The following is a 20,870-nucleotide window of genomic DNA, read 5'->3' on the forward strand; positions in this document are numbered from 1 at the left end:
GCCGCCACCCGACCAAATTACTATTGCGACGGGTTCGTAAACAATAAATTATGTGGCATGCTCTAAGTCCTTCGCCTACTCCAGATTTCCTTTTCCTGAAATCATCCCTTAGAAAGGTTAAATAGCGGCATCTATATCCGCTGGTAGTGTACTGTTCCCTTCCCCCAGAGTTCGTTGCAGCAAAACCGTATCCAGCCAGCGACCATGCTTGAAGCCAACGTCTTTCAGCGTGCCTATTTCTGTAAATCCGACCTGCTGATGGACTTTGAGCGACCCCTGATTATTGCTGTCGCCGACCATGGCAATTAACTGTCGATAGCCGTGCGTTTCGGCCCAGTCAATGACATGGCGCAGTAGCGCTTTTCCCGCTCCCTGACGCTGCGCCGTCGGGTCAATGTAAATTGAATCTTCTAGGGTATAGCGGTAGGCATAACGTTCGCGGTAGCGAGTGAGATAACAATATCCTATGACCCTGTCTTCCTGCAGGGCGACAACCCACGGCAACCCCAGACTATGAATTTTTTCCAGCCGAGCCAGCATTTCGTGGGTATCCGGTGGGTCAGTTTCAAAGCTGCCTGTACCGTGAATAACGTGGTGTGCATAGATATCGCGTATGGCGGGGATGTGTTTTTCTTCTGCATTAACGATTTTCATCGACCAACTCCTGGTGGCATCTTTTTTCAGATTACCTGAAAGTCTGAAAGGAAGGTAAGCGCAAAAAGTTATGCTTCAATCAGGAGCTCACAATGAAATTAAGCTTGTTAATAGTAAGGGTAAAAATAATTGTGGTTAATGCTGTCAATAGCAAGTCAGGGTGATAAATAGAGAAGCTGATAAATTTTCAGACCAATATGGCCGGATGAAAAAATACTATCATTCAATTGTGAATTAATAAACCACTTTGATTTCATGGTATTATCACTGTGCCTAATGTTTATCGTGGCTGTACCTTTAATTTGACTTCATCAATACTGCCTGTAAATTAAAATTACGTTGTCGAGTTTGTCTCATTATTTTTATAGTGATAAGAGTGGTTGCTATCAGAACTTTCTCTATTCATACCAAATAGTTACTGTGCAAACAGTTACGGAGTGTAGCTATGTTACCCAACAATAGTTTGCATCGTCACATGGCTTCGTCACGGAAAATTAATCTAAATCCAGAATGCAATCCCAAGAGTATTAGGATAATTTAGTTTAAAATACTTTTTTTGCCTAAGCATTATCTTATTACATAGCCATGAACTACGTTGAGTGATAAAATTCTCGAGTTTATGCCTCCTTTCCAAGGATTAGAGGGCGAGGCAAAGGTAGTCAATAAGACGAAAGAATTAATTGCTTCATAACCCTATTACGAAATAAGCGGCAGTGCGTCTTACATGGTCGGCAACCGTCAGGGATTGACTGTAACTTATTGAAAACGCTTATTTTTACTCTGATGTAAGATATAAGGGCAGATATGTTAAGTATGCGTCGACATGCCAACTTCATTAAACGTTTTAAGTCTGTAAGCTGTTTATTTACGGTAAGCATTCTTTTCCCGATGCCAATCTCTGCGGCGGTATCAGATTATGATGCTTTAGTTATTGAAGCACGGGGAGGTAATAGTGCACCGCTATTACGTTTCCTTGAGGATCAGGGAAAGAAAAGCGCACTAACGCCCAATCAGGTTGCCGACTGGCTGCAAGTTTCCAGTTGGGTCGATAACAACGATAAAACCACAATTGAAATCTGGCAGCAGTATCGTGGACAGATGAATATACCTGCCCGGGGAAAAGTCGCTGCTGCACGAGCGTATCGCAATCAGAAGAACTGGAATGATTCTTTAGCCGTCTGGGAAAGTGTTTTACAGGAAGAGCCTGATAACGTTGATGTTCGTACCGGCTGGATAATGACGTTGGCGGATGCTCGCTACAATCAGCAAGCCCTTACTGAAGCGAATAAATGGGCGCAGGCACATCCCGGGGCTGATTCTGATGCGCTACTTGCCTATGTCTACCATTCGCAGGGAAAAAACTGGGATGCATTGTTAGTCGCCAGCCAGGCGGATGACGTCGATCCGGGCAACAAAAATGCAAAATCCACATTGCTGTCTGCGCTGTCAGCAAACCGCGTTTCCGGGCCCGCCTTAAATATGGCAGAGGTGGTACCAACGGCAGACCCGGTGAAGCGTCGCCTTGAGCTTGATGCCGCAGCAGAAATGGTACGTTCCTCCTATACGTCCGCACGTAATGAAGAAGAACGGTTTATCGTGGCCGATAAAGCGCTGGCCCGTTATGACCAGTTGCTGGCTGCCTGGAAGGATGAACCGTCCGCGCAGAATGATGTCCGTCGGGCCAGAATTGACCGCATGGGCGCCTTGTTGGTGCGTAAGCGTACTGCCGAAGTTATTCAGGAATATGATTCGCTGTCCGCAAGTGGTGAAGTGCCAAACTATGCTAAACGCTGGGTGGCATCAGCATGGTTGAGCGAACGCCAGCCGGAAAAAACCGAAGCGATGCTAACGAGCATCTATTATCCGAACGGACCGATTCCGGTTACGCCGCTCGGTCCTGAGGATCAACAGGATCTGTTCTACGCGCATATCGATAATGAAAACTTTGATGCGGCGAAAAAGCAGGTCGATGCGTTAATCAAAGACAGCCCGTACCTGCGACGCATCTATGGTTCGCCAACGCCGCAGCCTAACGATAACTGGCTGCTCGGACAGTCGCTGCTGACGCAATATCATATCGCAGCCAATGAACTGCCGGAGGCAGAAAAACTCGCTGAGCATCTGGCACGCACAGGCTCAGGTAACCAAGGGCTGCGCATATCCTATGCTTCTGTTCTTGAAGCCCGTGGACTGCCGCATGCGGCGGAGAAAGAGCTGAAGCTGGCGGAAGTGATTGAACCCAGTAACCTGGAACTGGAGCGTCAGCAGGCTTATGTGGCGCTGGATCTCCAGGAGTGGAAGCAGGCCGATGAACTGACGGATGACGTTATTGCTCGCAGCCCGGATGATGAAGCGACGCTGCGCCTCGCGCGTATTCGTGATGTGCATAAAATGTCGGAAGTACGTATTAGCGGCACGCAGGGGATCTCGTCCGATAGTCCGGTCAGCGGTAAGAATGATTTCAACATCAACACGGCGATTTACAGCCCGCCAATTGACGACAACTGGCGACTGTTTACCGGATTCAACTTCGCTACCGGTGAATTTGAGGAAGGGAAGGGCATCAGCCGCGATCTGGCGGCGGGTGCAGAATGGACTTCCCGTGATTACTGGGCCGAAATGGAAGTGTCTGGCCGAAATTATGGTGATGGTCAGAAGATTGGTGGGCGTCTATCTGGCTGGCATGACTTCAATGACAACTGGCGCGTTGGCGGTTCGGCCGAGCGTCTTTCGCGCAACACGCCACTGCGCGCGCTGCGTAGCGGCGTGTATGCCAACGGCGGCGATATGTTTGTCCGCTGGTATCAAAACGAACGACGTGAATATCAACTGTCGTTTGCCGCATCACATTTCTCGGACGGTAACGATCGCATCGAATACGGGCTGAGCGGAAAAGAGCGCATGTGGACTACACCGCGCTTCACGCTGGACTTTACGCCGGGCATTGGCGGGAGCACCAACACCAAAGAAAATGTGCCGTATTACAACCCGAAGAGTGATTTTTCGGTTGTCCCTGGCCTGAGCGCGGAGCAGGTTCTTTACCGCCACTATGACACCGTGTGGACCCAGCAAGGCATAGCCGGAGTCGGCGGTTATTGGCAGCAAGGTGAAGACGCAGGCGCTATCGTCCAGGTGGGATACGGACAACGGCTGAAATGGAACAACGTCGTAGATGGCGGGGTGATGCTGGTTTGGGATAAACGCCCCTACGACGGTAAACGTGAGCGGAATATCTCCCTCGCTTTCGATTTAAATGTCAGGTTTTAAGGATTGTTCATGCTGAAAAGATGCCTGTGGCTTAGCGCATTAATCGCTGGCTGGTTGATGATTACCGCGTGCAGCAGCGCGCATAATACAACGCCTCGCTATGTTCCTCCCGCAGAGAGAACGCCGCTGACGGCGGATCATCCGTGGCCGAAGAATAGCTTTCTGGTGCTCGGCTACCATGATGTTGAGGATGGCGCCGCCGACCAGCGCTACCTCTCCGTGCGCACCAGCGCGTTGAGCGACCAGATGGCCTGGCTGCGTGATAATGGCTATAACCCGATCAGCGTGCAGCAAATTCTGGACGCCCATGACGGTAAAATTGTGTTGCCGGAAAAAGCGGTCTTACTCACCTTTGACGACGGATACAGCAGTTTTTATACCCGCGTCTGGCCGCTACTGAAAGCCTACAACTGGCCTGCGCTCTGGGCTCCAGTGGGCAGTTGGGTTGATTCTCCAGCCAATAAAAAAGTCGATTTTGGCGGCTTGATGACGGCGCGAGATAAATTTGCCACCTGGAAGATGGTCGAGGAAATGGGCAAATCGCCGTTGGTGGAAGTGGGCGCGCACACCTGGAACTCGCATTTCGGTGCTGAGGCGAACCCGCAGGGAAGTAAAGAACCTGCGGTGGCGAACCGCCTTTTCGATAAGAAAACCGGAACTTACGAAACCGACGAACAGTACAATCGTCGCATTAATACTGATATCTCGCTGATTACCAATAAGATTAAATCGGTAACCGGGAAATCGCCGCGCGCGTGGGTATGGCCTTACGGTGCGGCTAACGGCACCACCTTAAACCTGGCCAAAGAGCATGGCTATAAGATGGCCTTTACGCTCAACGAAGGGCTGGCGAACGCCGCGTTTCTGGATGATATCCCGCGCGTACTGATCTCTGATAATCCGTCCCTCAAGCGCTTTGCCAGCCAGGTCGCTCAGGTACGTGAACCGCAAACGATGCGCGTCATGCACGTCGATCTGGATTACGTGTATGACAAAGATCCTGCCCAGCAGAAGCGAAACATCGACAAGCTGATCCAGCGCGTTTATGACATGCGCATTTCTCATGTCTTCCTGCAGGCGTACGCCGATCCTAAAGGCGACGGGAATATTCGCGAACTCTATTTCCCTAACCGTTGGCTGCCGATGCGCGCCGATCTGTTTAACTATATCTCCTGGCAGTTACAAACGCGGGCCGGGGTGACGGTGTATGCCTGGATGCCGGTACTGGCTTTCGACCTCGATGCGTCCATTCCACGCGTGACGGCATGGGATCCGAAAACAGGACGCACTGCGATCAACCGCGAGAATTATTTGCGTCTGTCTCCCTGGGACAGCGAAGCGCGTAAACGCATTACTGAAATCTATGAAGATCTGGCAAAGCACGCCAGTTTCAAAGGGATTTTGTTCCACGACGATGCTTTCCTGACGGACTTTGAAGATGCGTCACCGGAGGCGTTAGCCGCCTACCGCGCCGCAGGTCTTCCGGGAAGTATTGAGCAAATCCGTAGCAACCCTCAGACCTTCGAGCGCTGGACGCGCCTGAAAAGTAAGATGTTGATCGACTTTACTAAGCAGCTGACGCAATCGGTACGTAATATTCGCGGCCCACAGGTAAAAACCGCGCGTAATATTTACGCATTACCAGTGCTGGAGCCTGAAAGTGAAGCCTGGTTTGCACAAAACCTGAATGATTTCCTCAATACCTATGACTGGACGGCGCCGATGGCGATGCCATTCATGGAACAGATCCCGGCTAATGATGCCAACGCCTGGCTCGACAGATTAGTGAATGCCGTTGCACAAACGCCCGGCGCGCTGGACAAAACCGTGTTTGAACTGCAGGCACGAGACTGGCGCAAATCCGGGGACGAAGCAGAAATCAGTGGAAAACAAATAGCTGAATGGATGCGCCAGCTGAAACTTAGTGGTGCAGGTAACTATGGCTATTATCCGGATGATTTCATCAGCGACAAACCTGAGATGTCAGAGATTCGCTCGACGTTCTCCTCATACTGGTACCCGCAAAAATGACCGATCGCATTATTGCTTTCCTGATACTTTGCCTGATGTTCAGCCTGCCGTTTGGCGTGGCTGTCATCTTTACAGGTGAAGTCATGTTGAACTTCGTCTTCTTCTGGCCTTTATTCATGTCTGCATTATGGATAAGCGGCGGGGTCTATTTCTGGTTTTATCGTGAGCGTCACTGGAAATGGGGAGACGATACACCGCCACCAACGCTGGAGGGAAATCCGCTGGTTTCCATTCTGATCCCCTGTTTTAACGAAGGGATTAACGCGCGTGAAACCATTGAGGCTGCACTGGCACAGCGATATAAGAATATCGAAGTGATTGCCATCAACGATGGTTCGACGGATGACACGCACGACGTACTGGAACAACTGGCAGTGGAATACCCCAGCCTGCGGGTGATTCATCTGGCTGAAAACCAGGGTAAAGCACTGGCGCTCAAGACCGGTGCGGCCGCAGCGCGCAGTGATTACCTGGTGTGCATTGATGGCGATGCGTTACTGGATCGCGATGCCGTGGCGTATCTGGTGGCGCCTCTGATCCAGTTCCCGCGCGTTGGTGCGGTGACGGGGAACCCGCGTATTCGAACCCGCTCTACGTTAATCGGTCGTGTGCAGGTAGGTGAGTTCTCTTCCATTATCGGCTTGATTAAGCGCACTCAGCGAGTCTATGGGCAGATCTTTACCGTTTCCGGCGTCGTTGCGGCGTTTCGTCGTCGCGCACTGGCCGAGGTCGGCTACTGGAGCCCGGACATGATCACCGAAGATATCGATATCAGTTGGAAGCTGCAGTTGCGCCACTGGTCGGTATTTTTTGAGCCGCGCGCGCTGTGCTGGATCCTGATGCCTGAAACGTTAAAAGGGCTGTGGAAGCAGCGCCTGCGCTGGGCGCAAGGTGGGGCGGAGGTGTTTATCGTTAACATGCGTCGTCTGTGGTCGTGGGAGTTCCGCCGCATGTGGCCGCTGTTTTTCGAGTTCTGCTTTTCTACCGCCTGGTCGTTTGCCTATGCGATCAGTATCGTGCTGTTCCTGCTGGGACTGATGATTCCGATGCCGGACTCGTTGTATGTACAACATCTGTTCCCGCCAGCCTTTACCGGACTTATTCTCGGTGTGGTCTGCTTAATACAGTTTGCAGTGAGCCTGATGATTGAACGACGCTATGAAAAAGGCATTGGCGCCTCGTTGTTCTGGATTATCTGGTTCCCGGTGGTGTACTGGATGCTAAGCCTGTTCACTACGCTGGTGGCTTTCCCGAAAGTGATGCTTAAACGCAAACGCGGCAGGGCGCGCTGGGTGAGTCCTGATCGTGGAATTGGGAGGATCGAATCATGAGCCAGCCACTGATCTTTACGGAACGGCGTCTACTGCCGCGCATCATCGACGTGCTGTTGACGGTCATCGCCTGGGTTGGTTTTTTATACCTGATCTATAAAGGGCTGATCACGGCCCTGGCGCATTCACCGTATATGGGCGTGCGTCCCTTTTTCACCACGCTGGATACGGTCACGTTTTATATCCTTGTCGCGCTGGTCAACGGACTGGTGCTGATCGGCTGGGCGAAATACAACCAGTTTCGCTTTCGGGTGGAGCGTCGCAGCCGTAGACCAGGACTGGAACACCATGAGCTGGCAGAAAGTTTACGCATTACCCGTGAACTGGTTACGGAGTTGAACAAAGCGAGGGTGCTGACGGTCCATCATCATGAGAATGGCGAAATCAGTCATATCGATGTGGACAAGCACATCGCCGATAACCGCCTGCCGCCGCCGACGCCTGCAATGCTGGAATATTTGCCGCCGGAGCGGGAGCCATCGTTACAAAAAGGGACTGAGTGATATTTCTGCTACCCGCCACTTCCTTCAGACTCGCATCGGTCTATGATTAGACTCAGACAATAAAAAATGCGAGGCAATGTCGTGGAAAAGGAACTACTTGATGCAGGCTACCGGGCCTATACCGGCGAGAAGATTGACGTCTACTTCAATACGGCGATATGTCAGCATTCAGGGAATTGCGTGCGGGGAAGCGCGAAGCTTTTCAATCTGAAACGCAAACCCTGGATAATCCCCGATGAAGTGGATGTCGCGACGGTGATTAAGGTTATCGATACCTGTCCAAGCGGTGCGCTGAAATATCGCCAGAAATAAGTGAGGGAACCATGGAAATTCTTGCAGGCCACAACAAATTTTATGTCAACGATGCCGAAGGCAATCAGGTTGCCGAGATTGTCTTTGTGCCGACGGGCGAGCATCTGAGCATCATTGAACATACCGATGTTGACCCCAGTCTGAAAGGTCAGGGCGTCGGCAAACAACTGGTGGCGAAGGTGGTGGAGAAAATGCGCGCTGAAAATCGCAAAGTGATTCCACTGTGTCCGTTTGCCAAACATGAATTTGATAAAACCCGCGAGTACGACGATATTCGCGCCTGAAGTATGATTTTCGCCGGATAGACTTATCCGGCATATCACTCCCGATGCAGCAAATCCTGATAAATGCCCGTCAGTACCCCTTGCGGGCCAAACTCTTTTTTAATCCACTGGGTTACTCGACCGGTTGCCGAATGTTGGGTCGCCAGCAGCATCCGTGAATCCTGACGCGGGTTGTGGATCTGTCGCGTGACCAGCAGCGACTTTTCCATCGCTTCGCGCACCATATAGTCCGGTAAAAAACCGATGCCTTCGCCCAGAATTTGGCACTGACATTTGGTATTAAAATCGGGAACCAGAATCGACTCCTGACCGTGTAACAGCCACCCGACCTTTTTGTTAATGGTGTGGGCGGTGTCTTCCACCATAATGTTCGGATACAAACGCAGCTGGCTCTCAGAAATCGGTTCAGGCATGAAAGCCAAGGGATGATCCGGGGCAATGGCAAACGACCAGCGAATAGCGCCGATCTCGGTATAATCAATCCCGCCGCCGTCCAGTAACGTATCGGGCGCGCCAATGGCGATATTGGCAAGGTTGTTGATGATCGAATCCCAGACGCCGTTATACACCTCGGTGGTGACGGTTATCTGGCAGGTAGGGAACTGTTTCTTGAGTACCTGCAGCAGTCGTGCCGTATGCTGTGGGGTGTACAACAACTGGTTAATACAGATGCGCACCCGGGCTTCAATGCCCTGAGCGATGGTATCAATGCTGCGCTTAATCGCGTGGAAATCGTTGAGCAGGTCGGTGGCCTTGCGAAACAGATAGCGACCAGACTCAGTCAACTCAATGCTACGGGTGCTACGCGTAAACAACACCACATCGAGCCCCATCTCCATGCGTTTAATGGTGTAGCTAATTGCTGATGTGGTTAAACCTAGCTCCTCCGCAGCTTTGCTGAAGCTGCTGTAGCGGGCAGCCATAGTAAATGCCAGCAGATTTTCCTCGGTAAAAATGGAATTCATCTTTTCTCCCTTCAGGCAACCAACACGCCCCGCCACATAATGATTGTTGAATGTATTTGTAATCCTTATACAGAGCAATCAGTTTTGAACAGAATTTAACACTGGTTTTACATTTGATTTGAAGGTAATCACACTTCTGCATATTAATTGCAGGCCGCTATCCGTGCAGCATACCGCTCGATTTGCCTGACTATTAATTAGTGGCAAAAAACGCCCCAGCCATAAGGGAAAGATTGCACTACAGCACGGTTTCCTCTCATTGTTAAATTTTATTCAATAATTGACACGCTTACGATGAATGAAATTTAAGCGGATGTTATTCTCTACACTCTGTTGCTATTCTCAGCTTATCGGATATTTAAAAAGTCTAAAAAACTGCAGGAGAGCAATTATGTCAGAGAAAGAACTCATTACTGAATTTCTGCTGGCGGCAGAGCAAGGTAATGCCGATGGATTAAAATCCTGTCTGGCAAAAAATGTGGATATTAATGCCACGAACCGCCAGGGACGTACCGCTATTATTATTGCCAGCCTGAATAAGCATTATGACTGTGTTTCTTTATTGATTGCCGCCGGTGCCGATATTAATAAACAGGACCAAACCTGTTTTAATCCTTTCCTGATTAGCTGCCTGACTGACGATTTAACGCTGCTGCGTACCGTATTGCCTGCTAACCCCGACCTTAACTGCCTGAGTCGTTTTGGCGGCGTAGGCATTACGCCTGCCAGTGAAAAAGGTCATGTGGAGATTGTGCGCGAACTACTGCTGCGTACTGATATCAATGTCAACCATACCAACTTTGTTGGCTGGACGCCGCTTCTGGAAGCCATTGTGCTTAATGACGGCGGCGCGAAACAGCAGGAGATCGTCAAGCTGCTGCTCGATCATGGCGCGAATCCGCATATGACGGATAAATATGGTAAAACCCCGCTGGAACTGGCGCGGGAGAAAGGTTATCACGAAATTGCCGAGCTGCTGATTGCTGCCGGAGCCTGACAGAGGAGCGCCGCTATCGCTACGCCATCACGGCGATGCGTACAGGCGCTAACCGCAGATAGCGCGTTTCTCGCTTTCCGGGGGACGGGGCAAGTTGAACAGGTTTTTTCCCGCGCGGTGAACCTGTTGATACCTGGCCAGCAGCGACTGTTGACGTTGCTGAGTGAAGGTTGTGATAACGCGCCTAATAGCTGTCGGCTGGCGCTGACGCATTGCGCGGACCTGTTTCTCCCCGGTGAGCAGGTCAGATTTACCGAGTCGGGGATAGCCGTTGGCAAAGATAAATGGATAGAGACCTCTGGTTGCCTGCCGTGGCGCATACCACAGTGGACGCCAGATGCAGTAACCCTTGCCGCAGTCCGCTGGCAGCGCTGGGAAGAGGTAATCCGCCAACAGTTAAGCAGCGACGACACATTATTTTTGTATCAGGGGGACAACCCGTTTTATCAGGAAATCACCCGTCAATTACTCAACCGCCGACAAACACTAATAGCGGCGCTATATACGGGAGTAAATATTTCTACAGCGGCTAGCCATTTAATTGGTCTGGGAATTGGCCTGACACCATCATCCGACGATTATTTAGTGGGCTTAAGCGCCATTTTATTAATCCCTGGTCATCCGCTGGAGAAATATCGTGGGGATTTTTTAGCGGCATTACAACGCGCCGGAAATAATACGACGCTACTTAGCAAAATAACGCTCGAAGAAGCTTTGCATCAACGTTATCGGGAAAGCGTCGTGCGGCTGCTACAGTATATTATTACTGAGCAACAACCCGTTTCTACGCAATATATTACTGACATTAAAAATATTGGCTCAAGTTCTGGCTGCGACATGCTGTATGGCATGGCGGACGCCTGCGCCCTGAGCCACAGGTCCGGAGGGAATTATGTCGATCAGGATAGTTGTTAAAAAGAACACGTATTTTGATTCCGTTTCACTGATGTCTATCTCCACACGTGCAAATAAGCTCGATGGCGTTGAGCAGGCATTCGTGGCGATGGCCACGGAAATGAACAAGGGTGTGCTGAAGAATCTCGGCCTGCTGACGCCTGAACTGGAAGAGGCAAAAAGTGGCGATCTGATGATTGTCATTAAAGGTGCCAGCGAGGCGGCGAACGACCAGACGCTGGTGGCAATTGAAGATCTGTTTACGCATAAAGAGCAGGGCGGCCAGCATGAAGCGCGCTATGCCACGGTTGCTAGTGCCAAGAAGCATGTGCCTGACAGTAACCTGGCGGTGATCTCGGTCAATGGTTTGTTTGCGGCGCGTGAAGCGCGTCAGGCGCTGCAAAATAACCTCAACGTGATGCTGTTCTCGGACAACGTTTCTCTTGAGGATGAACTGGCGCTAAAACAACTGGCGCACGAAAAAGGGCTGTTGATGATGGGGCCAGACTGCGGAACCGCCATTATTAACGGCGCGGCGCTGTGCTTTGGCAACGCGGTACGTCGCGGCAACATTGGGATTGTTGGTGCGTCCGGTACCGGTAGCCAGGAACTGAGCGTACGTATTCACGAGTTTGGCGGCGGGATTTCCCAACTGATTGGCACCGGTGGTCGCGATCTAAGTGAGAAGATTGGCGGCCTGATGATGCTTGATGCGATTGGCATGCTGGAAGCCGATCCGCAAACCGAAATCATTGCGCTTATCTCTAAACCACCTGCCCCAGCGGTGGCGCGCAAGGTGCTGGAACGTGCGCGCACCTGCCATAAGCCCGTCGTGGTGTGCTTCCTCGGACGCGAAGCCGCGCCTGCGGATGAAAAAGGTCTGCAGTTTGCACGCGGTACCAAAGAAGCAGCGCTGAAAGCGGTGCTTCTGACCGGCGTGAAAAAAGAGAGCCTGGACCTGCATCCGCTCAACTGGCCGCTGATTGAAGAGGTCCGCGCCCGCCTGACCCCGCAGCAAAAGTACATCCGTGGCTTATTCTGCGGCGGCACGTTGTGTGATGAGGCGATGTTTGCTGCCATGGAAAAACACGCGCAGGTTTACAGCAACATTCATCCGGATCCGGCGTTTCGCCTGAAAGATCTCAACCGCAGCGTGGCGCATACCTTCCTTGATTTCGGTGATGACGATTTTACCAACGGTAAACCACACCCGATGATCGATCCCACCAACCGTATTAGTCGTCTGTTGCAGGAGGCGCGCGATCCTGAAGTGGGCGTGATCGTGATGGACTTCGTGCTTGGATTTGGATCGCATGAAGATCCGGTCGGGGTGATGCTGGACGCGATCGTTGAAGCCAAAGCGATCGCCGCCGCAGAGGGGCGTCCGCTGGAAATCCTCGGCTATGTGCTGGGAACCGATCTCGATACGCCGTCGCTGGAAAAACAGTGCCAGATGCTGACCGACGCCGGGGTTATCTGGGCGAGCAGTAGTACCAACACCGGGTTGCTGGCGCGTGAATTTATCTGTAAAGGGGAGGAAGCCTGATGAGCCAGACACTGTTTAACCAGCCGCTGAACGTGATTAATGTCGGCATCGCGATGTTCAGCGATGACCTGAAAAAACAGAATGTGCCCGTGACTCAACTCGACTGGACGCCGCCGGGCCAGGGCAATATGCAGGTCGTGGCCGCGCTGGATGACATTGCTGATTCGCCGCTGGCGGACAAAATCGCGGCCGCTAACCAGCAGGCGTTGGAGCGCATCATCCAGTCGCATCCGGTGCTGATTGGTTATGACCAGGCCATCAACGTGGTGCCGGGCATGACCCGCAACACCATTTTGCACGCCGGCCCGCCGATCCGCTGGGAAAAAATGTGCGGCGCGATGAAGGGCGCGGTAACCGGGGCGCTGGTGTTTGAAGGGCTGGCGAAAGATCTGGATGAAGCCGCCGAACTGGCCGCCTCGGGAGAAATCATCTTCTCTCCGTGCCACGAGCATGACTGTGTTGGCTCGATGGCGGGGGTGACGTCGGCGTCGATGTTTATGCATATCGTGGAGAACAAAACCTACGGCAACCGCGCATATACCAATATGAGCGAGCAGATGGCGAAGATCCTGCGCATGGGGGCGAACGATCAGAGCGTTATCGATCGACTGAACTGGATGCGCGATGTGATGGGACCGATGCTGCGTGATGCTATGAAGCTGGCGGGTGAAATCGATTTGCGTCTGATGCTGGCGCAGGCGTTGCACATGGGCGATGAGTGCCATAACCGTAACAACGCCGGGACAGCGCTACTGATTCAGGCGCTAACGCCGTGGATTATCCAGACCGGTTATCCGGTTGAGCAGCAGCGCGAGGTATTCGAGTTCGTCCTCAGCAGCGATTACTTCTCCGGGCCGACCTGGATGGCGATGTGTAAAGCCGCGATGGATGCCGCACACGGCATTGAATACAGCACCGTGGTCACGACGATGGCGCGTAACGGCGTCGAGTTCGGTCTGCGCGTCAGCGGGTTGCCGGGGCAATGGTTTACCGGTCCTGCGCAGCAGGTGATTGGTCCAATGTTCGCGGGCTATAAGCCGGAAGATTCCGGGCGTGATATCGGCGATAGCGCGATTACCGAAACCTATGGCATTGGCGGTTTTGCCATGGCGACGGCGCCTGCCATTGTGGCGCTGGTCGGCGGTACGGTCGAGGAGGCGGTCGATTTCTCTCGCCAGATGCGCGAAATCACCCTCGGTGAAAACCCCAACGTTACCATTCCGCTGCTCGGTTTTATGGGGGTACCGACCGCTATCGACATTACGCGCGTGGGCAGCACCGGCATTTTGCCAGTGATCAACACCGCCATTGCGCACAAAGATGCGGGGATCGGCATGATCGGCGCCGGAATCGTTCACCCGCCATTCGCCTGTTTTGAAAAGGCGATCCTCAACTGGCGTGACCGCTACTGCTAATAACAACAACCGGGGCTAACGGCGTTAGCCCCACAGTAGCAAAGCGTTAAACGTTGCTTACCTGCAGGGCTGGGCGATCTCCGCGATCGCAAACGATGCTTAACCTGTTAAGGATATTCCATGAACAGCATAAAACTAGAATGGAAACGTGGTGACTGGGCGGCTTACTTCGGGCTGATGACCAACAACCTGACGAACCTGCTGACAATGATGGGGCTGCTCATTTTTGTCGTCGGGATCCCTACCGAAATTGTCTATGGTCGCATTGCGCCTGCCTTTGGTCTGGCGGTGCTGGTGGCCAGCGTCTGCTACGCCTGGTTTGGCCTGCAAATGGCAAAACACACCGGACGTAATGACGTAACGGCGCTGCCGTCCGGTCCCAGCGCACCGTCGATCTTTACCGTGACCTTCCTGGTGCTGATGCCGGTTTATCAGCAAACCAAAGATGCCAACTTCGCCATCCAGATAGCGCTGGTGTGGTGCTTTGTGGAAGCATTAATCCTGGTGGGCGGCTCCTTCCTTGGCGAGACCATCCGCAAGATGATCCCACGAACGGTACTGCTCTCTTGTTTATCCGGCCTGGGCCTGCTGCTGTTGGCGATGAACCCAATGCTGCAGGCATTTGAAGCGCCAACCGTTTCTTTCATCGTCCTGCTGCTGATCTTTATTAACTGGTTCGGTAAGAAGCCGATTTTTGCCCGTATTCCTACCGGTTTGCTGCTGCTGATTGCCGGTACGGCCCTGGCGTGGATCTCGGGTTTGCAAAGCCCGGAAGCGATTAAAGCGTCGATGTCTTCTTTTGGCTTTAACCCGCCGGAAATTCATGTCGACAGCTTCTTGCAAGGGCTGCCGCACGCGCTGCCGTATCTGGCGTCTGCGGTTCCGCTGGGTCTGGCGAACTACATTTTTGACCTCGAAAACATAGAAAGTGCGCATGCCGCGGGCGATGAGTACAACACCCGTAAGGTCATGATGGCGAACGGTTTTGCTTCCATGCTCGGCTGCATGCTGGGCAACCCGTTCCCGGTGACTGTGTATGTCGGCCATGCGGGCTGGAAAGCGATGGGCGCCAGCATCGGCTATACCCTCGCTTCGGGGATCACTATGTTCCTGGTGCCGCTGTTTGGTCTGGGGGCGTTTATGCTCGCCATTATTCCGATGACTGCGATAGTGCCAATTTTGGTGTTTATCGGCGTGGTGACCGCCAACCAGGTGGTGCGAGAAACGCCCAAAGTCGAGGTTCCCGTTATCTTCATCTGCCTGTTCCCGTGGATCGCTAACTGGGCGCTAACCATCGTTAATAGCGTGATGGGCGCGGCCGGTACGTCAGCCGGAAAACTGGGTAGCGACCTGCTGCACAGCAAAGGCGTCTATTACGACGGGCTGGTGCATCTGGGAAGCGGCGCGCCGCTGGCCAGCATGCTGTGGGGCTGCGTCGCCATCTTCGCCATTATGAATAAGCCGTTGCGTGGGGCGATTGCCGCTGCCTTTGGCGCCCTGCTGTCGCTGTTTGGTGTGATCCACTCCCCGGCGGTCGGCTTTGCAGAGGGCAGTTCGATGATGTTTGCGCTGGCCTACCTGATGATGAGCGGCATGTTTGTCCTCAAGCACGTGCTCGACAGTCGTGAAGCGGTGACTGCGCCTGAGCAACAACCGACGAAATCCACCTGAATCGTCTGCAAGCGGAAGATAACACTATGAAAGAACTTGTGGTCGTTGCCATTGGCGGCAACAGCATTATCAAAGATAACGCCAGCCAGTCGATTGAGCACCAGGCTGAAGCGGTGAAAGCGGTTGCGGACACGGTGCTGGAAATGTTGGCATCGGACTACAACATTGTGCTGACGCACGGTAACGGACCGCAGGTGGGACTGGATCTGCGGCGGGCGGAAATCGCACACGAGCGTGAAGGGTTGCCACTCACCCCGCTGGCAAACTGCGTTGCCGATACGCAGGGCGGTATTGGTTATCTGATCCAACAGGCGCTGAATAACCGTCTGGCGCGGCGCGGTGAGCAGAAGGCAGTTACGGTGGTCACGCAGGTGGAGGTCGACAAAAACGATCCGGGCTTCGCGAATCCAACCAAACCTATCGGCGCGTTCTTTAGTGCAGCCCAGCGCGATGAACTGCTGCGGGTCAATCCGGGCTGGCGTTTTGTGGAGGATTCCGGGCGCGGCTACCGTCGGGTGGTCGCTTCGCCAGAGCCGAAGCGCATCGTCGAAGCGGAGGCGATTAAGGCGCTAACCCGGCAAGGCTTTGTGGTGATTGGCGCGGGCGGCGGCGGGATCCCGGTGGTGCGTGGTGAGCAAGGTGATTACCAGAGCGTGGACGCGGTGATTGACAAAGATCTTTCCACAGCGCTGCTGGCCCAGGAGATTCACGCCGACATTCTGGTGATCACCACCGGTGTTGAGAAAGTGTGTATTCACTTTGGCAAACCTGAGCAGCAGGCGCTGGATACGGTGGATGTCGCCACGATGACCCGCTACATGCAGGAAGGACATTTCCCGCCGGGCAGCATGCTACCCAAAATCGTTGCCAGCCTGACATTCCTGGCACGCGGCGGTAAGCGGGTAATCATCACCACGCCGGAATGTCTGCCCGCCGCAATCCGCGGCGAAACGGGTACCCACATTGTCCATTCCTGAGAGGAGATGCGAATGAAAGAAAGTAACAGCCGCCGCGAATTTTTAAGCCAGAGCGGAAAAATGGTGACCGCTGCCGCGCTGTTTGGCGCAGTGGCTCCGGTCGCGTATGCTGCTAATCCTGTCGGGAACACCTGTGACACGAAGAGCACGATGACAATTAACGATAAACACTATTACCTGGACAACGTTCTGCTGGAAGCAGGGTTTGATTACGAAAACGCGGTGGTGGTACATACCCGTACCGCACTGCAAACCGTTGAAATCCAGGACGGGAAAATTGTTGCGCTGCGTGAGAATAAGCTGCATCCGGATGCGACGCTGCCGCACTACGATGCGGGTGGCAAGCTGATGCTGCCCGCCATGCGCGATATGCACATCCATCTGGATAAAACCTTTTATGGCGGTCCGTGGCGCTCACTGAACCGTCCGGCTGGCACCACTATTCAGGATATGATCCGCCTGGAACAAAAGCTGCTGCCTGAACTCCAGCCTTACACCCAGGAGCGCGCGGAAAAGCTTATCGATTTGCTGCAATCTAAAGGTACCTCGATTGCCCGCAGCCACTGCAACATAGAACCGGTTTCCGGGCTGAAAAACCTGGAAAACCTGCAGGCGGTGTTGGCGCGTCGCCAGCCGGGTTTTGCCTGTGAAATTGTGGCGTTTCCACAGCATGGCCTGCTGTTATCAAAATCTGAACCGCTGATGCGTGAAGCGATGCAGGCGGGGGCGCATTACGTCGGTGGTCTGGACCCAACCAGCGTCGACGGGGCGATGGAAAAATCCCTCGACACCATGTTCCAGATTGCGCTGGATTACGATAAAGGCGTGGATATTCATCTGCACGAAACCAGCCCGGCGGGCGTGGCGGCGGTGAATTACATGGTGGAAACGGTAGAGAAAACGCCGCAGTTGAAGGGCAAACTGACCATCAGTCACGCTTTCGCGCTGGCAACGCTGAACGAACAGCAGGTTGACGCGCTGGCGACCCGTATGGCGGCGCAGCAGATTACCATTGCCTCGACGGTGCCGATTGGCACGCTGCATATGCCGCTCAAACAGCTGCGAGACAAAGGCGTGGAGGTGATTACCGGCACCGACAGCGTGATTGACCACTGGTCGCCGTACGGGCTGGGAGACATGCTGGAGAAGGCGAATCTGTACGCCCAGCTCTATATTCGCCCCAATGAGCTTAACCTGTCGCGCGCGCTGTTTCTTGCCACCGGCGATGTGCTGCCGCTAAACGATAAAGGTGAGCGCGTCTGGCCAAAAGCGCAGGATGAAGCCAGCTTTGTGCTGGTGGATGCCTCCTGTTCGGCAGAAGCGGTTGCCCGCATCTCCCCCCGCACCGCGACCTTCCATAAAGGGCGACTGGTATGGGGGAATGTCGCCAGCTAGCCTGGATTTACGCGCAGCGGCAATCGCTGCTGCGCGTTCTGTTCGTTAACCGACGATCCCCATATAGCCGTGAATCCCCATATATAAGCCGACCATGGCGATGAGCGCGCTGGAAAAATAGGGCGCTTTGCGTGCCAGCGTATTAAATCCACTCCAGCGTTTGGCCGCCTGCTGTACGCTGATTGCTGCGCCCACACCCACCGTCACCAGCGTCAATGCCAGTCCGAGGCTGAAGCACAGCACCATAGTCGCGCCCAGCGTGAAGGCTTTGAGCTGGATGCAAATCAGCAGCACCGTAATGGCGGCAGGGCAGGGGATTAACCCGCCGGTCAAACCAAATAGTAATATTTGGCCGTTAGTGACCTCTTTACCGGCAAAGCGGCGCTGAATGTCGGTGGCATGCGCCCGTTCGTGGGCATCCTGATACTCTTTTGAACCCTCGCTCAGCCCTGCCAGCGCGGCATGGTCATGATCGTGGTGATGGTGGTGGTGCTCGCCGTCGTGATCGTGATGATGATCGTGGTGGTGATGATCATGATGTTCGTGGCCATCATCGTGATGCGTCTGGGCCAGCCAGCTCTGCTCTCCCTGCCGGGTTCGCCAGAACATCCAGAATGCGGTGCCGAGAATGATAATCGCCGAGACAAACTGCAGCCATGGCTCAACGGCCTGGGCGGTAAACGCTTTGCTGATATACATCCCGCCGAGCGCGATCAACCACACCACTGCGGTATGCGACAGCGTTGCCGCCAACCCCAGCATCACTGCCTGTTTGATGGTGCCTTTAATGGCAATAATAAAAGCCGCCATCATCGTTTTCGAATGCCCCGGTTCCAGACCATGTAACACACCCAATAAAATCGCGCTGGGAATGAAAAACCAGGCGTTGCCTTGCTGAAGAAGCGTAGAAAACTCACCCATGAGAATGATTCTTAGTTGTTTAATTTCGCCCGATTCTACTCCCCCCCAGTATTAAATACTACCCCCCAGTAGAATGTCGATGGTATTGTCGCTACAGCCAGACGTTAAATAGGTAAAGTTATGTCACATACGATCCGCGACAAACAAAAGCTGAAAGCCCGAACCAGCAAGATTCAGGGGCAGGTAGCGGCGTTGAAAACCATGCTGGATGAACCGCATGAATGCGCGGCGGTATTGCAGCAAATAGCGGCGATCCGCGGGGCGGTAAACGGATTAATGCGTGAGGTGATTAAAGGTCATCTGACCGAGCACATCGTGCATCAGGGCGATGAAATAAAGCGCGAAGAAGATTTGGATGTGGTGCTGAAAGTACTGGATTCGTACATCAAATAAGTCAGTTTAACGGCTCATCCACATACAGGAATGAGCCGTTAACTATACGTTCTAGCCAAAAAACATCACAGATACACACAGCAACCCGACAATCAAAGTGATCAGATTACCCACTGAACGGTACGGCTTCAGCGCCGGGATCAGATAGGTAGATAATGTCGGCATGATAAACAAAATCATGGCGATGAGTGGCCCGCTAATGGCGTAAATCATTGAAATCGCATTAGGATTAATGCAGCAGATGATAAACGTAATGGCCGACACTAACATGATGGACAGGGCGCGGTTAAAGGCCCGGCTTTTCTTCACGCCCACCTGATGCAGCGACGTTTTTACCACTTCCGTTGCCCCTTCAATCACCCCAAAGTAGGTGCCAAGGAACGATTTTGACATCGCCACGACGGCGACGATAATCCCGGAAATTGACAGCCATGCCGGTGCGTTTGGCATCATCGATAACGCTGACAGAATGGTCACGCCTTCATTTTTCGCGTCTTCAATATAGTGTGTCGGAATCGAAAGCAAACAGCTGAAGACGAAAAATAGTACGCTCAGGCAGATGATGATGTAGGCGACCTTCATGATTTTTTTGCATTTACCCATGGCCTGCTCGCCATATTTCTCACGTCGGTCAATAGCGAACGTAGAGATAATTGGCGTATGGCTAAAAGCGAAAACCATCACGGGAATAGAGATCCAAACCTGATGAAGCGTGTGCTGATCGAAAGACATCTGGCCGGTGAGTAGCGTTGGCTGCCAGCTTCCGGTCAGGTAAAGCGAAAGGAACAAAAAGTAAGCAATCAGTGGGAATACCAGAAAGCCCATAACCCGAATGGTGGCTTGTCGGCCCATCAGAAAAATCAGGTTCAGCACCAGCACCACACCGAGACTGACCAGCATACGAACACGCAAATCGATAGTGATATGTTTTGCCAACTGTTCAGTGAGTGAATTGGTTATCGCTACGGCGTAGATCAACACGACGACAAAGAAGGCAATAAAATAGAGGGTGGTGATCAGGTTGCCAATCTTCTTGCCGTAGTAATGGGTGACTGCACCGGTGATGCCTTCGCCAGCAGACGTTTTTGACGACAGGATAAACTGGCACAGCGCCTTGTGTGGCCAGTAGGTTAAAGGCCAGGCCACGAGGGCGGTGATAAACAGCACTACCGCGCCTGCAGAACCCAGCTGTATGGGGAGGAAGAGGGTTCCTGCACCGACGGCAGTCCCATATAGTGCGAAGCTCCAGAGAGTCTCTTCTTTTGACCAAATTTTCGACATTATTTGAACGTATCAACTATAAAATAAACAAAA

18 protein-coding genes are annotated in these 20,870 nt (G+C 53.0%); 14 read left to right on the plus strand and 4 right to left on the minus strand.

Annotated features, from left to right (window positions below):
• Positions 1-117: 117 nt before the first annotated feature.
• Entirely contained in the window at positions 118-654 is a 537-nt protein-coding gene (locus FDX14_RS09850) for a GNAT family N-acetyltransferase (RefSeq protein WP_137349441.1), read from the minus strand.
• A gap of 804 nt (positions 655-1,458) precedes the next feature.
• On the opposite strand from FDX14_RS09850, the gene pgaA reads away from it, so the two are divergent.
• The 6 genes from pgaA to FDX14_RS09880 all read left to right on the plus strand — a co-directional run bounded on the left by pgaA (position 1,459) and on the right by FDX14_RS09880 (position 8,382).
• Complete coding sequence (gene pgaA, locus FDX14_RS09855; RefSeq protein WP_061388434.1) at positions 1,459-3,921, plus strand: poly-beta-1,6 N-acetyl-D-glucosamine export porin PgaA; 2,463 nt, start codon at positions 1,459-1,461, stop codon at positions 3,919-3,921.
• Positions 3,922-3,930: 9 nt separating this feature from the next.
• On the plus strand, positions 3,931-5,952 hold the full coding sequence (gene pgaB / locus FDX14_RS09860) for a poly-beta-1,6-N-acetyl-D-glucosamine N-deacetylase PgaB (RefSeq protein ID WP_061382401.1): 2,022 nt from the start codon (positions 3,931-3,933) through the stop codon (positions 5,950-5,952).
• Positions 5,949-7,283: a poly-beta-1,6-N-acetyl-D-glucosamine synthase gene (pgaC, locus tag FDX14_RS09865; protein WP_061382400.1), complete on the plus strand. Its 1,335-nt coding sequence runs from the start codon at positions 5,949-5,951 to the stop codon at positions 7,281-7,283. Before pgaB ends, pgaC begins: the two co-directional genes overlap by 4 nt.
• The gene (gene pgaD / locus FDX14_RS09870; RefSeq protein WP_042310833.1) at positions 7,280-7,786 is read left to right on the plus strand and encodes a poly-beta-1,6-N-acetyl-D-glucosamine biosynthesis protein PgaD; all 507 of its coding nucleotides are present in this window, start codon (positions 7,280-7,282) and stop codon (positions 7,784-7,786) included. The genes pgaC and pgaD overlap by 4 nt, the downstream gene beginning before the upstream one ends.
• Positions 7,787-7,867: 81 nt before the next feature.
• Positions 7,868-8,098, plus strand: coding sequence for a 4Fe-4S mono-cluster protein YjdI (yjdI, locus tag FDX14_RS09875; RefSeq protein ID WP_032940569.1), 231 nt, complete (start codon positions 7,868-7,870; stop codon positions 8,096-8,098).
• 11 nt (positions 8,099-8,109) lie between these two features.
• Positions 8,110-8,382: a GNAT family N-acetyltransferase gene (locus FDX14_RS09880; protein ID WP_003033869.1), complete on the plus strand. Its 273-nt coding sequence runs from the start codon at positions 8,110-8,112 to the stop codon at positions 8,380-8,382.
• Positions 8,383-8,417: 35 nt separating this feature from the next.
• Here FDX14_RS09880 and FDX14_RS09885 read toward each other — a convergent pair whose 3' ends face one another.
• Positions 8,418-9,347 (minus strand): LysR substrate-binding domain-containing protein, encoded by a 930-nt coding sequence (locus tag FDX14_RS09885; RefSeq protein WP_032940477.1) that lies wholly within the window; start codon positions 9,345-9,347, stop codon positions 8,418-8,420.
• A gap of 391 nt (positions 9,348-9,738) precedes the next feature.
• On the opposite strand from FDX14_RS09885, the gene FDX14_RS09890 reads away from it, so the two are divergent.
• The 7 genes from FDX14_RS09890 to FDX14_RS09920 all read left to right on the plus strand — a co-directional run bounded on the left by FDX14_RS09890 (position 9,739) and on the right by FDX14_RS09920 (position 18,242).
• Positions 9,739-10,344, plus strand: a complete 606-nt coding sequence (locus FDX14_RS09890) for an ankyrin repeat domain-containing protein (protein ID WP_042310828.1) — start codon at positions 9,739-9,741, stop codon at positions 10,342-10,344.
• Positions 10,345-10,359: 15 nt separating this feature from the next.
• Positions 10,360-11,259, plus strand: a complete 900-nt coding sequence (locus FDX14_RS09895; RefSeq protein WP_502704208.1) for an oxamate carbamoyltransferase subunit AllH family protein — start codon at positions 10,360-10,362, stop codon at positions 11,257-11,259.
• Positions 11,237-12,784 carry an acyl-CoA synthetase FdrA gene (gene fdrA / locus FDX14_RS09900; protein WP_137349442.1) on the plus strand — a complete coding sequence of 516 codons (1,548 nt, stop codon included), beginning with the start codon at positions 11,237-11,239 and terminating at the stop codon, positions 12,782-12,784. Before FDX14_RS09895 ends, fdrA begins: the two co-directional genes overlap by 23 nt.
• On the plus strand, positions 12,784-14,199 hold the full coding sequence (locus tag FDX14_RS09905; RefSeq protein ID WP_038633386.1) for a YlbE family protein: 1,416 nt from the start codon (positions 12,784-12,786) through the stop codon (positions 14,197-14,199). The genes fdrA and FDX14_RS09905 overlap by 1 nt, the downstream gene beginning before the upstream one ends.
• Positions 14,200-14,319: 120 nt before the next feature.
• Entirely contained in the window at positions 14,320-15,870 is a 1,551-nt protein-coding gene (locus FDX14_RS09910) for a xanthine permease (RefSeq protein WP_137349443.1), read from the plus strand.
• Positions 15,871-15,896: 26 nt separating this feature from the next.
• The gene (locus tag FDX14_RS09915) at positions 15,897-16,847 is read left to right on the plus strand and encodes a carbamate kinase family protein (protein WP_137349444.1); all 951 of its coding nucleotides are present in this window, start codon (positions 15,897-15,899) and stop codon (positions 16,845-16,847) included.
• A gap of 12 nt (positions 16,848-16,859) precedes the next feature.
• Complete coding sequence (locus FDX14_RS09920; protein WP_137349445.1) at positions 16,860-18,242, plus strand: amidohydrolase family protein; 1,383 nt, start codon at positions 16,860-16,862, stop codon at positions 18,240-18,242.
• A gap of 45 nt (positions 18,243-18,287) precedes the next feature.
• On the opposite strand, the gene FDX14_RS09925 is transcribed toward FDX14_RS09920, so the two are convergent.
• Positions 18,288-19,163, minus strand: a complete 876-nt coding sequence (locus FDX14_RS09925) for a nickel/cobalt efflux protein RcnA (RefSeq protein WP_042310818.1) — start codon at positions 19,161-19,163, stop codon at positions 18,288-18,290.
• 120 nt (positions 19,164-19,283) lie between these two features.
• Here FDX14_RS09925 and rcnR point away from each other — a divergent pair, with 120 nt between their 5' ends.
• Positions 19,284-19,556: a Ni(II)/Co(II)-binding transcriptional repressor RcnR gene (gene rcnR, locus FDX14_RS09930; RefSeq protein WP_003825567.1), complete on the plus strand. Its 273-nt coding sequence runs from the start codon at positions 19,284-19,286 to the stop codon at positions 19,554-19,556.
• Positions 19,557-19,607: 51 nt separating this feature from the next.
• Here rcnR and FDX14_RS09935 read toward each other — a convergent pair whose 3' ends face one another.
• A complete protein-coding gene (locus FDX14_RS09935; protein ID WP_042310816.1) occupies positions 19,608-20,837 on the minus strand; it encodes an amino acid permease in 1,230 nt (409 codons plus the stop codon).
• Between the last annotated feature and the right edge of the window lie 33 nt (positions 20,838-20,870).

This window comes from Citrobacter sp. wls710, from assembly GCF_005281115.1.
Classification (GTDB): domain Bacteria; phylum Pseudomonadota; class Gammaproteobacteria; order Enterobacterales; family Enterobacteriaceae; genus Citrobacter; species Citrobacter werkmanii.

Coding starts and splice junctions, on each gene's coding strand:
- FDX14_RS09850 (WP_137349441.1), bottom strand. CDS start 654: ATGAAAATCGTTAATGCAGAAGAAAAACACATCCCCGCCATACGCGAT.
- pgaA (WP_061388434.1), top strand. CDS start 1,459: ATGTTAAGTATGCGTCGACATGCCAACTTCATTAAACGTTTTAAGTCT.
- FDX14_RS09890 (WP_042310828.1), top strand. CDS start 9,739: ATGTCAGAGAAAGAACTCATTACTGAATTTCTGCTGGCGGCAGAGCAA.
- FDX14_RS09925 (WP_042310818.1), bottom strand. CDS start 19,163: ATGGGTGAGTTTTCTACGCTTCTTCAGCAAGGCAACGCCTGGTTTTTC.
- FDX14_RS09915 (WP_137349444.1), top strand. CDS start 15,897: ATGAAAGAACTTGTGGTCGTTGCCATTGGCGGCAACAGCATTATCAAA.
- rcnR (WP_003825567.1), top strand. CDS start 19,284: ATGTCACATACGATCCGCGACAAACAAAAGCTGAAAGCCCGAACCAGC.
- fdrA (WP_137349442.1), top strand. CDS start 11,237: ATGTCGATCAGGATAGTTGTTAAAAAGAACACGTATTTTGATTCCGTT.
- FDX14_RS09920 (WP_137349445.1), top strand. CDS start 16,860: ATGAAAGAAAGTAACAGCCGCCGCGAATTTTTAAGCCAGAGCGGAAAA.
- pgaD (WP_042310833.1), top strand. CDS start 7,280: ATGAGCCAGCCACTGATCTTTACGGAACGGCGTCTACTGCCGCGCATC.
- pgaC (WP_061382400.1), top strand. CDS start 5,949: ATGACCGATCGCATTATTGCTTTCCTGATACTTTGCCTGATGTTCAGC.
- FDX14_RS09885 (WP_032940477.1), bottom strand. CDS start 9,347: ATGAATTCCATTTTTACCGAGGAAAATCTGCTGGCATTTACTATGGCT.
- FDX14_RS09880 (WP_003033869.1), top strand. CDS start 8,110: ATGGAAATTCTTGCAGGCCACAACAAATTTTATGTCAACGATGCCGAA.
- pgaB (WP_061382401.1), top strand. CDS start 3,931: ATGCTGAAAAGATGCCTGTGGCTTAGCGCATTAATCGCTGGCTGGTTG.
- FDX14_RS09905 (WP_038633386.1), top strand. CDS start 12,784: ATGAGCCAGACACTGTTTAACCAGCCGCTGAACGTGATTAATGTCGGC.
- FDX14_RS09910 (WP_137349443.1), top strand. CDS start 14,320: ATGAACAGCATAAAACTAGAATGGAAACGTGGTGACTGGGCGGCTTAC.
- FDX14_RS09935 (WP_042310816.1), bottom strand. CDS start 20,837: ATGTCGAAAATTTGGTCAAAAGAAGAGACTCTCTGGAGCTTCGCACTA.